This is a genomic window from Pseudomonas boreofloridensis, from assembly GCF_030580795.1.
Classification (GTDB): domain Bacteria; phylum Pseudomonadota; class Gammaproteobacteria; order Pseudomonadales; family Pseudomonadaceae; genus Aquipseudomonas; species Aquipseudomonas boreofloridensis.
Genome location: NZ_JAUQOQ010000014.1, coordinates 1 through 12,203 on the forward strand (window position 1 = coordinate 1; position 12,203 = coordinate 12,203).

General features: G+C 63.5%; 12 protein-coding genes. 7 read left to right on the forward strand and 5 right to left on the reverse strand.

From position 1 onward, the window contains the following. On the forward strand, positions 1-404 hold a 404-nt coding region (locus Q6A47_RS16575), incomplete at its 5' end, for a suppressor of fused domain protein (protein WP_304484838.1). 85 nt (positions 405-489) lie between these two features. Here Q6A47_RS16575 and Q6A47_RS16580 read toward each other — a convergent pair. Further along, complete coding sequence (locus tag Q6A47_RS16580) at positions 490-1,809, reverse strand: OprD family porin (RefSeq protein ID WP_029613835.1); 1,320 nt, start codon at positions 1,807-1,809, stop codon at positions 490-492. A gap of 470 nt (positions 1,810-2,279) precedes the next feature. Between Q6A47_RS16580 and Q6A47_RS16585 the strand changes: the two genes are divergently transcribed. After that, entirely contained in the window at positions 2,280-4,379 is a 2,100-nt protein-coding gene (locus tag Q6A47_RS16585) for a TonB-dependent receptor (protein ID WP_304484839.1), read from the forward strand. Positions 4,380-4,457: 78 nt separating this feature from the next. Next, positions 4,458-4,901: a hypothetical protein gene (locus Q6A47_RS16590; RefSeq protein WP_029613836.1), complete on the forward strand. Its 444-nt coding sequence runs from the start codon at positions 4,458-4,460 to the stop codon at positions 4,899-4,901. A gap of 71 nt (positions 4,902-4,972) precedes the next feature. Here the strand turns inward: Q6A47_RS16590 and secB are convergent, their stop codons facing one another. From secB to Q6A47_RS16605, 3 genes are read right to left on the reverse strand one after another with little or no spacing between them, the layout of a single operon-like run. Further along, the gene (gene secB, locus Q6A47_RS16595) at positions 4,973-5,455 is read right to left on the reverse strand and encodes a protein-export chaperone SecB (RefSeq protein WP_039582608.1); all 483 of its coding nucleotides are present in this window, start codon (positions 5,453-5,455) and stop codon (positions 4,973-4,975) included. 41 nt (positions 5,456-5,496) lie between these two features. Then, positions 5,497-5,751 carry a glutaredoxin 3 gene (grxC, locus tag Q6A47_RS16600; RefSeq protein ID WP_029613837.1) on the reverse strand — a complete coding sequence of 85 codons (255 nt, stop codon included), beginning with the start codon at positions 5,749-5,751 and terminating at the stop codon, positions 5,497-5,499. A gap of 1 nt (position 5,752) precedes the next feature. Next, the gene (locus Q6A47_RS16605) at positions 5,753-6,166 is read right to left on the reverse strand and encodes a rhodanese-like domain-containing protein (RefSeq protein WP_304484840.1); all 414 of its coding nucleotides are present in this window, start codon (positions 6,164-6,166) and stop codon (positions 5,753-5,755) included. A gap of 206 nt (positions 6,167-6,372) precedes the next feature. Here Q6A47_RS16605 and gpmI point away from each other — a divergent pair, with 206 nt between their 5' ends. Then, positions 6,373-7,908, forward strand: coding sequence for a 2,3-bisphosphoglycerate-independent phosphoglycerate mutase (gene gpmI / locus Q6A47_RS16610; RefSeq protein WP_039582607.1), 1,536 nt, complete (start codon positions 6,373-6,375; stop codon positions 7,906-7,908). Positions 7,909-7,973: 65 nt separating this feature from the next. Here the strand turns inward: gpmI and Q6A47_RS16615 are convergent, their stop codons facing one another. After that, positions 7,974-8,408, reverse strand: a complete 435-nt coding sequence (locus tag Q6A47_RS16615; RefSeq protein WP_155290554.1) for a sn-glycerol-3-phosphate transporter — start codon at positions 8,406-8,408, stop codon at positions 7,974-7,976. A gap of 308 nt (positions 8,409-8,716) precedes the next feature. Between Q6A47_RS16615 and Q6A47_RS16620 the strand changes: the two genes are divergently transcribed. The 3 genes from Q6A47_RS16620 to Q6A47_RS16630 all read left to right on the forward strand — a co-directional run bounded on the left by Q6A47_RS16620 (position 8,717) and on the right by Q6A47_RS16630 (position 12,202). Then, positions 8,717-10,018: a murein hydrolase activator EnvC family protein gene (locus Q6A47_RS16620; RefSeq protein WP_039582605.1), complete on the forward strand. Its 1,302-nt coding sequence runs from the start codon at positions 8,717-8,719 to the stop codon at positions 10,016-10,018. Between the two features lie 85 nt (positions 10,019-10,103). Beyond that, on the forward strand, positions 10,104-11,429 hold the full coding sequence (locus tag Q6A47_RS16625) for a S41 family peptidase (protein ID WP_039582604.1): 1,326 nt from the start codon (positions 10,104-10,106) through the stop codon (positions 11,427-11,429). Continuing rightward, positions 11,429-12,202: a divergent polysaccharide deacetylase family protein gene (locus Q6A47_RS16630; protein WP_369811532.1), complete on the forward strand. Its 774-nt coding sequence runs from the start codon at positions 11,429-11,431 to the stop codon at positions 12,200-12,202. Before Q6A47_RS16625 ends, Q6A47_RS16630 begins: the two co-directional genes overlap by 1 nt. Position 12,203 lies beyond the last annotated feature (1 nt).

Here is a 12,203-nt window from a genome sequence, read left to right on the forward strand (position 1 = left end):
CGCCGATGACCGAATTGTGCCTGTGCCTACCAGGCGAGTGGCCCCTACCGCAGGCCGGAATCCCCGACGATGCGGCACGACGCTTTCCGGTCAGCCTGCTCGAGCGCCTGGCCGCGCTCACCTTCGAAGAAGCACCGCTGAGTGAGGGCACATTGATCCTGCGCAGCGACCCACGCTTCGCCGACCTGGCCTGGCCCGAGAAGACCGATGCCTTGCTGACGGTCGACAAGCCTTGGAACAAAGCGGCGGACAGCCGAACGCACACGCCGGACAGCGTTTACCTGCTGACGCTGGCTCCGGTGGCCTTCGCCAAGTGTCCGACCGGTAAAGCCCTGGCTTCGCTGGTGGAGCGCAAGCGCAAGGGAAGCTGGAAGACACTCGCCCTGGCGTTGCCAAACCCATAACGGTGGATTCGCACCTCGCGACCTTGCACGCAAAAACGAAACAGCCCCGGCAAATGCCGGGGCTGTTGGTTACGCCAAAACCGGATCAGAAGATGCTGATCGGGTACTCGACGAACACGCGTACTTCGTTGCCGTCGTCGTTGTAGCCATTCTGACGCACGGCATCGTTGGTGCGCAGGAATGAGCCGCGCAGCTTGACCGACAGGTCTTTGGCCGGGCCTTCCTGGACCACGTAACGGACCTGACTGAAGATCTCGCGCTCCTTGCCCTCGCCCCAGCCCTGCGGGTTGCCGACGGTGCGGGTGTTGATGTTGTCACCCACCACATAGGCGATCTTGTAGGTCAGCCCCGGAACGCCGAAGGCGCCGAAGTCCAGGCCGTAGCCCAGTTGCCAGGAACGCTCGTCCTCGGCGTTGAAGTCGGACCAGTAGGAGTTGGCCAGGTAGATGGTCGAACCGCCGTCGCCCACGCCGCCTTCGTTCTGGTACCAGCCGTAGTTGTAGCCGGTGCTGCCGGTGCTGCGCTGGTGGGCCAGGGTGAAGGAGTGCGGACCATAGGCGTAGGTCGCCGCCAGGCTCCAGATGGTGTTGCGGTCGCCGTTGAGGCCGGCTTCACGCACGTACTGGCTGTCGATGTCCGACTTGTAGCCGTTGAAGTCCAGGGTCAGGGACTGGTCGGCGGCGATCGGGAAGACGTAGTTCAGGCCCAGGTAGTGGCGCTTCATGACATCTTCGTTGTCCGCGGTGTACAGCGAGGCAGTGAAGTTGTCGGTGAACTTGTAGCTGCCGCCGAGTACGTTGATCGACTTCAAACCACCGCCGTCTCGACGCTGAGCGCTCTTGCGCGCTTCCTGGGTGAAACGACCGGCGTTCAGTTCCAGCCCTTCGATTTCCTTGGAGGTGATCAGGGTGCCGGTGAAGCTTTCAGGCAGCAGGCGCGAATCGTCGTATTGCAGGACCGGCAGCGCGGGCATCTGGTCGCCGTACTTGAGCACGGTGTTGGAGATGCGGAACTTGACGGCACCGCCAGCGCGGGCGAGGTCGTTGGCCGCGTCGCTGCGACCTTGAGCGTCAGTGGTGTTTTCGCGCTTGAAGAAATCGATACCGCCGCCGCCGTTGCGGCCCTTGCCGCCATCCAGGCGCAGTGCATACAGGCCGAAGGCATCGACGCCGACACCGACGGTGCCCTGGGTGAAGCCGGAGGAGAAGTTGGCGATCACGCCCTGGCCCCACTGGGACTGGTCGTTGACGCCGTGCTTCTTGTCACGATTGATGAACGCGTTACGCAGAAGGACGTTGGCGTGGCTGTCCTCGATGAACCCCTTGCTCTGGGCCTGGTCGTTGGCCTGGGCCTGAGTGGCGGCGATGAGTGCCAGCGCAACCAGGCTGATCCTTGTATTCAACATGTTGTTTTCCTTATTACCGAATCAGAACGCTCTGCTACGTAAACGCCAGGAACCAACGCCCCTTCGTAGGTTCGACGCGTGTATCCAAACGGTGGGCGGCGCTGCTGTGCAGAGCGCGCGCCTCGTCCGGCGCTCGGCCATGGGATGGCCGGCAGGCGTAGAGGCCGCATCCTATCCGCGCGCGCGAACGAATGTCAAAAAAACGTGAAATGAAGGTTGATATAACCAAATTGAAGCTTTGGGCTGGTGTAAATCCGTGGAGATTGGCTCACAGGGAGTTATTCCTTCTCTTTTTCGGACGTGTGTGCCAAGGCCAGCGCCATCTCGCTGCGGTCCCAAGCTACTGGCGGGAGGCGAGTTACAAATTGATACATACGTCATAAATCAAGCTGACAAATAGCCAAGCAGTAGCAAATAGCAAGCATTACCATTCGCATCCTTTCTCTCGACCCTTTGTCGGATGCCACGCCATGCCTGCTCCCCGCCGCTTCAGATCCCTACCCTTGGGCTTTTCGCTGATGTTCAGCACCAGTCTCGTCAGCGCCGCCACCCTACTCCCGGAAATCTCGATTTCGGCCGACACCGACCGTGAACGCGACAACCCCAGGGTCAAGGACGTCAGCACCGCCACCCGTACCTCGACCCCGGTGCGCTACGTGCCGCAGGCCATCGACACGGTCAAGGCGGCCAATGTACTGGACTACGGCAGCAATAGTCTGGGTAAGGCGCTGGAGGGCATTCCCAACGTCAGCAGCGGCGCCGACACTCGCTTCGACAGCCTGCGCATTCGCGGCTTCGATGCCAGCAACGATTTCTATCTGGACGGCGTACGCGATGACAGCCAGTACGTGCGCGACCTGCACAACATCGAACGCGTCGAAGTACTCAAAGGCCCGGCGGCAGTGCTTTACGGTCGCGGCAGCCAAGGCGGCATCGTCAACCGGGTGAGCAAGGCGCCGGAGCATGGTCGTCGCTCGACCCTCGAAGTCCAGGGCGGCAGCGAGGACCTGCGCAGCCTGTACGCCGACCTCAGCGCCGACCTGAACGATGACATCAGCGTGCGCCTGAACATGGGCAATCAGGACAACAACAGTTTCCGCGACGGCATCGACGGCAACCGCCAGTTGTTCGCCCCGTCGATGAGCTGGCAACTGAGCCCCGAGCTCAACTGGTTGGTGCAGTACGAATACAGTCGCTACAACCGCACGCCCGATCGCGGCATTCCCGGCGTCGGCGGCCGTCCGGCCGATGTGGGTCGCAGCACCACCTACGGCGATACGCAGCGCGACTTCATCGACGACCGGGCGCAGTCGCTGCGCTCGCGGCTGAACTATCAGCTGGGCGACAACTGGCAACTGCGCCACACCCTGAGTCTGTTCAAGCTCGACAGCGAGTTCGACAACACCTACCTCACCGGCTACATCCCCAGCACCCAGCGGGTGGTTCGTCAGCGCTGGCAGCAGGACCTGAACACCCGCAACCTGTTCAACAACCTCGAAGCCGAGGGCCAGGTCAGCACCTGGGGGCTGGACCACACGCTGTTGCTAGGGGTGGAGTTCGGCAACCAGCGCCGTGACCCACAGTTGTACACCGCGCGCGCGGTCAACGCGGGAGGCCAGGCGGTGCCAACGCTGGACCTCAACGCCCCGAACCGACGGCTGCAACACACCGGACCGATGGTGGCGTCGAGCTACAACCACACGGTGGTCGACAGCCGTGGTGTCTACCTGCAGGACCAGATCCGCCTCAACGATCAATGGCAACTGCTCGCCGGCATGCGCTTCGATCAGTTCGAGGTGCAGACCCAGAACAGGCTGCGGGGCATTTCCGAAAAACAGAACGACAACAGCACCAGTCCGCGCCTTGGTGTGGTGTACTCGCCCTGGCAGGCGCATTCCTTTTACGCCTCCTGGAGCAAGACCTTTTCCCCGGTCGGCGGTGGCTTGATCGGCATCACCCCCGGTGCAGCAGGCAACACCAACGAGACCGCGCCGGAGAACACACGGCAGAAGGAAATCGGGGTCAAGAGCGACTGGCTCGACGACCGCCTGAGCACTACCCTCGCCGTCTACGAACTGGAACTCTACAACCGCCGCACCAGCGATCCGGACAACCCGGGTATCACCGTGCTCACCGGCCTGCAGCGCTCACGTGGGGTCGAACTGACCGCCCAGGGCAAGCTGGTGGGCGACTGGTACCTGCGCGGCGGCGTCGGTCTGCAGGATGCCACCATCGTCAAGGACAACAACGGCCTGGCGGGCAACCGAGTCAACAACGTGGCGCGGCGCAATGCCAGCCTGTTCCTGACCTGGAAGCCGGAGTTGGGCTGGTACGCCGAAACCGGCCTGACCCTGGTGGGTCAACGCTACGCCGACAACCAGAACACCACCGTACTGCCCGGCTATGGCCGCTGGGATGCGCTGGTCGGGTTGCGCACCCATGACTGGGACGTGCGCGCGGCCCTGTCCAACCTCACCGACAAGACCTACTACAGCGCCGCGACCAGCGCCGCGCAGATCCAGTTCGGCGACCCGCGCAGCCTGGTGGTGACCGGCACCTACAGCTTCTGATGCAGCCAGGCTCTATCCAGAACGCCGACTCTAGGCTTCAATACGCGTTTTTTGCGGATACACCCGAGGATTCACGGCATGGCTTCCAACACCAAGCAACAGAAACGCGCCAAGCGCGCCGCCTCCAAGGCCAAGCAGAACCGGATGGTGCGCAGTGGCCAGGCGGTCAAGGCCAGTTCGGGTGAAAGCACCAGCGTCGAGCAGGTGTTCAACAAGGCCATGGATTCGGGCAGCTACGACGCGTTGTTCGAGAAGATGAAGCAGGCCCAGGAGAACGGCCTGGAGGCGATGATTTCGGTGTTCCTGGTCGACCCGCTGCTGGCGCTGGTGCTCAAGGGTCACAAGGAAGAACACGCCACCGACTATATCGTCTTGGTGTTCACCGCCTACCGCGCCTGGCTCGATGGGGCCGATGACGCGGCCACCATGGTCTGGCTGGAAAGCGATGAATTCCAGGCGGCCTATGTGGCGGCGTCGGAAGCAGTGGCCAAGCAGCAGCAACAGCAGAAACAGTTCGGCTGACGCCATTTCGCAGCCATGAAAAAGCCCCTCGGGTCGATCCCGAGGGGCTTTTTCGTAAGTCGCGCAGGCAATTACTGCAGCGACGGTGCCTCGCCCGCTTCCTGCATGCGCTGCAGTTCCTGGGCGTACAGGGCATCGAAGTTCACCGGCGACAGCATCAGCGCCGGGAACGAGCCACGGGTCACCAGGCTGTCGAGGGTTTCACGCGCGTACGGGAACAGGATGTTCGGGCAGAACGCGCCCAAGGTGTGGCTCATCGACTGCCCGTCCAGGCCCGAGATCAGGAAGATGCCGGCCTGCTGGACTTCGGCGATGAACGCCACTTCGTCACCATTCTTGACGGTGACCGACAAAGTCAGCACCACCTCGTGGAAGTCGCCTTCCAGGGCCTTCTGACGGGTGTTCAGATCCAGCGAGACGCTCGGCTCCCACTGCTGGCGGAAGATCTGCGGGCTCTTGGGCGCTTCGAACGACAGGTCGCGCACGTAGATGCGCTGCAGCGAGAATTGCGGGCTGTTCTCTTCGGCAGCGCCGTTGGTCTGTTGGTCAGTCATGGCAGATCCTTGTCTGAAAAAGGGTTGAAAGGGGGCGTGAATCAGGCCTCGAGCAGGGCGTCGAGCTTGCCCGAGCGCTCCAGCGCAAACAAGTCATCGCAACCGCCGACATGGGTGCTGCCAATCCAGATTTGCGGCACCGAGGTACGCCCGGCCTTCTGCGCCATCTCGGCACGCAGTTGCGGCTTGCCGTCGACACGGATTTCCTCGAAGGCCACGTTCTTGCTCGCAAGCAGTTGCTTGGCGCGCATGCAGTAGGGGCAGTAGTCGCTGGAATAGACGATGACCGGTTGCATATCACTTCACCAGGGGCAGGTTGTCGGCTTTCCAGCTGGACACGCCGCCGCTGAGCTTGGCGGCGGTGTAGCCGGCTTTGAGCAGGTCGCGGCAGACGGTGCCGGACTGCTGACCCATCGCGTCGACGATGATCAGGGTCTTGTCCTTGTGCTTCTCCAGCTCTGCCATGCGGCTGGCGATCTTGTCCTGGGGAATGTTCAGCGCGCCGACAATGTGCCCGGCAGCGTACTCCTTGCCTGGACGGATATCGATCACCACGCCTTTGTCGGCGTTGACCAGCGCGGTCATTTGACCGTTGCTCAGGCTCTGACCGCCACGGCGGATCTCGTTGAGAAGCAGCAGGATCAGCAGAATGAAGAAGATCGCAACCAGGATGAAGTGATCTGTCGCAAATTGAATCAGGTGAGCAACCATCAGGGGTGTTCCAGGCGATTGAAAATGCCGGCCAGTATACACAGCCACCCAGGCCGGCCAAAGCCCGCCGGGCCGGTGCGAAAACCCGCCTTGCACAGGATAGGGCGGTGCGCTGGTCGCGCGGTCCGACGAATATTCGCCGCCTCTGGCCGATTTCCCCTAAAATGCGTGTCTTTATCATCTTTGAACAACCGTGAGTTTGATCGATGACGAACCTCCCCAAGCCCCTGGTCCTGATCATCCTGGATGGTTTCGGTCACAGCGAAAGCCGCGAATACAACGCCATCCTCGCCGCCAACACGCCGGTCTACGACCGCTTGCGCGCCACCCAGCCGCATGGCCTGATCTCCGGCTCCGGCATGGATGTCGGCCTGCCGGACGGGCAGATGGGCAACTCCGAAGTCGGTCATATGAACCTGGGTGCCGGGCGCGTGGTGTATCAGGACTTCACGCGGGTGACCAAAGCCATCCGTGACGGTGAATTCTTCGAAAACCCCGTGCTTACCGGCGCCGTGGACAAGGCCGTGGCCGCTGGCAAGGCGGTCCACCTGCTGGGTCTGCTGTCCGATGGCGGTGTGCACAGCCACCAGGATCACATCGTCGCCATGGCCGAACTGGCCGCGCAGCGCGGCGCCGAGAAGATCTACCTGCATGCCTTCCTCGATGGCCGCGACACCCCGCCGCGCAGCGCGCAGTCATCCCTCGAACTGCTCGACGCCACCTTCGCCCGACTGGGCAAGGGCCGCATCGCCAGCCTGATCGGCCGCTACTTCGCCATGGACCGCGACAACCGCTGGGACCGCGTCAGCGCGGCCTACAACCTGATCGTCGACAGCGCCGCCGACTACAGTGCCGACAGCGCAGTGGCCGGCCTGGAAGCGGCCTATGCCCGTGACGAGAGCGATGAATTCGTCAAGGCCACGCGGATCGGCGAGGCCGTGAAGGTCGAGGACGGCGACGCGGTGATCTTCATGAACTTCCGCGCCGACCGCGCCCGTGAGCTGTCGCGCGTCTTCGTCGAAGCGGATTTCAACGAGTTCCCCCGCGCGCGCCTGCCGAAACTGGCGGCCTACATCGGCCTGACCCAGTACTCGGCGAAGATCCCGGCTCCCGCCGCATTCGCCCCGGCCAGCTTGCACAACGTGCTCGGCGAGTACCTGGCCAACAACGGCAAGACTCAACTGCGCATCGCCGAGACCGAGAAGTACGCCCACGTTACCTTCTTCTTCTCCGGCGGCCGCGAAGAGCCGTTCGAAGGTGAAGAACGTATTCTCATTCCGTCGCCGAAGGTCGCCACCTACGACCTGCAACCGGAAATGAGCGCACCGGAGGTCACCGACCGCATCGTCGAAGCCATCGAGCAGCAGCGCTTCGACGTGATCGTGGTCAACTACGCCAACGGCGACATGGTCGGCCACACCGGCGTATTCGACGCCGCCGTGAAGGCGGTCGAAGCGCTGGACGGCTGCATGGGGCGTATCGTCACGGCACTGGAAAAAGTCGGCGGCGAAGCGCTGATCACCGCCGACCATGGCAACGTCGAACAGATGGAAGACGAATCCACCGGCCAGGCGCACACCGCGCACACCACCGAGCCGGTGCCGTTCATCTATGTCGGCAAGCGCAAGGTCAAGGTCCGCGAAGGCGGCGTGCTGGCGGACGTGGCGCCGACCATGCTCAAGCTGCTGGGGCTGGAGAAACCCGTCGAAATGACCGGCACCTCGATTCTGCTCGACGCCTGAGCCGGCTCAGCGCTGCACAATGAAAGCCCGATGCGATTGCATCGGGCTTTTTGCGTTTCAAGGGTTCAGCGAAAGCGATAGCCAACGTTGACCATCATGGCGTTGCCCCCCAGCAGCACCGCCTCGATGCCCACCGGCCCCAGGTGGGTGCCCAGCGCGGGAATGATCACGGGTGCCACGCCAAAGCGATTGAGCGGCAGCTTGTCGCGGTACTTGCCGCGATAACCCTGCAGCAAACCGGCACTGACCTTGGCGTACACCGGCCATCGGTCATGCTGCCAGGCCTTGCCGCCGTAGGCGTAGACCGAGCGCTGGCGGAACGAATTGCGGAAGGTTGCAGCACCGTACAGCAGGCCATCGGCGCGATTGCGCTCCAGGCCGATGAGTTCCTGACGCTCGTTGTGGTCCGGGTCGGGATTGAAGTGTCGGGTGTAGACACTGGTCTGCAAGGTCCAACTGTCCTGCTCGGTGGCAGCCGCAACGGACGGAATGAGGACCATCAGTACACACCCTGCGCACAACAGAAAGTGCCTCAACCGGAACAAACGGAAAGATATCGACATGGACGTTCTCGCACAGCAGGAAGAGCACGGGCAGCCGGATCGGCGTTCGCCCCGCAAGGGCCGCCGATGGTAAGCGCGGTCGTTGCTGCGCTTCATGCCGAGCTTTCCGATCATCAAAACGGATAAGTCCGATATTTCATGCGGCTTTCCTGACAAACGCGGCCCTCCTGCCGCTGGCAGGCGTTTTTTTTGCAAGCCCGGGCGGGCATACTAGGCCAGTCTCCATCCCTGGTACGCCCGATTCCATGCGCCGCGCCCTCATATTCCTCGCCCTGTCATGCCTGCTCGCCCCGGCTATCGCCGACGAGCGCGCCCAGACCCAGCAACAGCTGGACGCCACTCGCCAGGACATCGCCGAGCTCAAGAAGACGCTGGGCAAGCTCCAGGAAGAGAAAGCCGGCGTGCAGAAAGACCTCAAATCCACCGAGACCGATATCGGCAATCTCGAGAAACAGGTGGAGGCGCTGCAGCAAGCGCTAAAAAAGACCGAGGGCGAACTGGAGCGCCTTGACCACGAGAAAAAAAAACTCCAGTCCGCCCGTACTGAACAGCAACGGCTGATCGCTATCCAGGCCCGTTCGGCCTACCAGAGTGGCCGCGAGGAATACCTCAAGCTGCTGCTCAACCAGCAGAATCCCGAGAAGTTCGCGCGCACCCTCACCTATTACGATTACCTGAGCAAGGCGCGCCTGGAACAATTGCGTACCTTCAACGAGACCTTGCGCCAACTGGCCAACGTCGAGCTGGAGATTTCCGGGCAGCAAGAGCAACTGCTGGCCCAGCGCGCCGACCTCGACACCCGCCGCCAGTCACTGGAAGCCGAGCGCAGCAAGCGCCAGCAGGTGCTGGCCAAGCTCAACAGCGACATGAAAGCCCGCGACCAGAAGCTTCAGGCCCGCGAGCAGGACCAGGCCGACCTCGCCAAGGTGCTCAAGACCATCGAGGAAACCCTCGCGCGCCAGGCCCGCGAAGCCGAAGAGGCGCGGCAGAAGGCCCTGCTGGCGCGCCAGGAAGAAGAAAAGCGTCGCCGCGAACAGGCCCTGGCCGATGCTCGGCGCGAGGCGCCCGAAGCGCCCGAAGCGCCGCCGAAGAAGGCCCGTACCGTACTTGGCCCGCTGGTATCCAGCGACGGCGCCAACTACGGCGGCGCCTTTTCCGCGGCCCGTGGAAAACTTCCATGGCCGGTCAATGGTCGACTGCTGGCACGCTTCGGCGATACCCGTGGCGGTGACGCCCGCGCCAAGTGGGATGGGGTGATGATCGCCGCCTCCGCAGGCACCCAGGTGCACGCGGTGCACGGTGGCCGCGTGGTGTTCGCCGACTGGTTGCGCGGTGCCGGACTTCTGGTCATTCTCGACCACGGCAATGGTTACCTGAGCCTGTATGGCCACAACCAGAGCCTGCTCAAGAGTGCCGGAGACATCGTCAAGGCCGGTGAAGCCATTTCCACCGTCGGCGACAGCGGCGGTCAGGACAGCGCGGGCTTGTACTTCGCGATTCGCCAGCAGGGTCGGCCAACCGACCCGGCGCAATGGTGCCGAGGCTAGGCATTTGCATACATGACGGCATCGCCTCTATGGGCGGCGTCGATGCTCCGTCAGGGGCACCTACAGGATCAGGAGTTCGTTCGACATGCTGCACTCGTCTCGCCTCACCCAGCTGGCCCTGAGCATCGCTCTGGTCGTCGGCGCGCCCCTGGCCACCGCCGCCGAGCCGGCCAAGGCTGCCAAGCCTGCGGCCATGCCGGCCACCGAGGTGACGGCCAAGGCGCCGCTGCCGCTGGACGAGCTGCGCACCTTCGCCGAGGTCATGGACCGGATCAAGGCCGCCTACGTCGAGCCGGTGGACGACAAGACCCTGCTGGAGAACGCCATCAAGGGCATGCTCAGCAACCTCGACCCACACTCGGCCTACCTCGGCCCGGAGGACTTCCAGGAACTGCAGGAAAGCACCAGTGGCGAATTCGGCGGCCTGGGCATCGAAGTGGGCCAGGAAGACGGCTTCATCAAGGTGGTCTCGCCCATCGACGACACCCCGGCATCGCGCGCCGGCATCGAGGCGGGCGACCTGATCGTCAAGATCAACGGCGCGCCCACCCGTGGCCAGACCATGACCGAAGCAGTCGACAAGATGCGCGGCAAGATCGGCCAGAAGATCACCCTGACCCTGGTGCGCGACGGTGGCACACCGTTCGACGTGACGCTGGCCCGTGCGGTCATCCAGGTCAAGAGCGTGAAGAGTCAGTTGCTGGAAAGCGGATATGGCTACATCCGCATCACCCAGTTCCAGGTCAAGACCGGCGAGGAAGTCGGCAAGGCACTGGCCAAGCTGCGCAAGGACAACGGCAAGAAGCTGCGCGGCCTGGTCCTGGACCTGCGTAACAACCCAGGTGGCGTGCTGCAGTCGGCCGTGGAAGTGGCCGACCACTTCCTCACCAAAGGGCTGATCGTCTACACCAAGGGCCGTATCGCCAACTCCGAGCTGCGTTTCAGCGCCGACCCGGCCGACGCCAGCGAGGGCGTGCCGCTGGTGGTGCTGATCAACGGCGGCAGCGCCTCGGCGTCGGAGATCGTCGCCGGCGCCCTGCAGGACCAGAAGCGCGGCGTGCTGATGGGCACCGACAGCTTCGGCAAAGGCTCGGTGCAAACCGTGCTGCCATTGACCAACGACCGCGCACTGAAGCTCACCACGGCGTTGTACTTCACCCCCAACGGCCGCTCCATCCAGGCCCAGGGCATCGTTCCGGACATCGAGGTGCGCCAGGCCAAGCTCACCGCCGAAGCCGACACCGACAACTTCAAGGAAGCCGACCTGCAGGGCCACCTGGGCAACGGCAACGGCGGCGCCGACCGCCCGACCGGCAGCAGCAAGCGCACCGAGCGCCCGCAGGACAATGACTTCCAGCTCAGCCAGGCCCTGAGCCTGCTCAAGGGCCTGAACATCACCAAGGGCGACTGATGCCCGTCATCCGCGCCCTGCTGCTGACACTGGCCTGCGCACTGGCCGGCACCGCCCACGCGGCGCCGGTCAAGGCGTTCATGAGCATCATCATCGACGACCTGGGACAGAACAGCGAACGCGACAGCCGCACCCTCGCCCTGCCCGGACCGGTCACCCTGGCGGTCATGCCCGATACCCCGCACGCCAGCGATTTCGCCCGCCAGGCCCACAAGGCCGGGCGCACGGTGATCCTGCACATGCCCATGGACCCGGCCACCGGGCCTTATGCCTGGCACCCCGGCCTACCCATCGAGGAACTGGCGCGGCGTCTGGATGCGGCGCTGATCAAAGTGCCGTTCGCCGCAGGCGTCAACAACCACATGGGCAGTCGCATGACTGCGCAACCCGAGGCCATGGCTTGGCTGATGGGTGAGCTGCAGCGTCGTGAGCTGTTCTTCGTCGACAGCCGCACCAGCGCCGCCACGGTGGCGGCGGCCAAGGCTCAGGAAACGGGGCTGGCCCACGTTTCGCGAGATGTGTTTCTCGACGATGTGCGCACTCCGGAAGCCATCGCGGCCCAACTGCGCCAAGGCGTCGAGCTGGCGCGCAAGCAAGGCTCGGCGGTACTGATCGGCCATCCGTACCCGCAAACCTTGCAGGTGCTGGAGCGGGAAATGCCCCGGTTGGCCAACCAGGGCATCGAGTTGATCGAGCTGCGTCAGATGATCGCCGAGCGCAGCAATCAGGCCATGCCGGCACATGGTCGGCACGGCCGATACAGCAACCGCTGAG

Excerpts from the sequence above, each read along its gene's own strand:
- Q6A47_RS16580 (WP_029613835.1), bottom strand. The coding sequence starts at position 1,809 with ATGTTGAATACAAGGATCAGCCTGGTTGCGCTGGCACTCATCGCCGCC.
- Q6A47_RS16585 (WP_304484839.1), top strand. The coding sequence starts at position 2,280 with ATGCCTGCTCCCCGCCGCTTCAGATCCCTACCCTTGGGCTTTTCGCTG.
- Q6A47_RS16590 (WP_029613836.1), top strand. The coding sequence starts at position 4,458 with ATGGCTTCCAACACCAAGCAACAGAAACGCGCCAAGCGCGCCGCCTCC.
- secB (WP_039582608.1), bottom strand. The coding sequence starts at position 5,455 with ATGACTGACCAACAGACCAACGGCGCTGCCGAAGAGAACAGCCCGCAA.
- grxC (WP_029613837.1), bottom strand. The coding sequence starts at position 5,751 with ATGCAACCGGTCATCGTCTATTCCAGCGACTACTGCCCCTACTGCATG.
- Q6A47_RS16605 (WP_304484840.1), bottom strand. The coding sequence starts at position 6,166 with ATGGTTGCTCACCTGATTCAATTTGCGACAGATCACTTCATCCTGGTT.
- gpmI (WP_039582607.1), top strand. The coding sequence starts at position 6,373 with ATGACGAACCTCCCCAAGCCCCTGGTCCTGATCATCCTGGATGGTTTC.
- Q6A47_RS16615 (WP_155290554.1), bottom strand. The coding sequence starts at position 8,408 with ATGGTCCTCATTCCGTCCGTTGCGGCTGCCACCGAGCAGGACAGTTGG.
- Q6A47_RS16620 (WP_039582605.1), top strand. The coding sequence starts at position 8,717 with ATGCGCCGCGCCCTCATATTCCTCGCCCTGTCATGCCTGCTCGCCCCG.
- Q6A47_RS16625 (WP_039582604.1), top strand. The coding sequence starts at position 10,104 with ATGCTGCACTCGTCTCGCCTCACCCAGCTGGCCCTGAGCATCGCTCTG.
- Q6A47_RS16630 (WP_369811532.1), top strand. The coding sequence starts at position 11,429 with ATGCCCGTCATCCGCGCCCTGCTGCTGACACTGGCCTGCGCACTGGCC.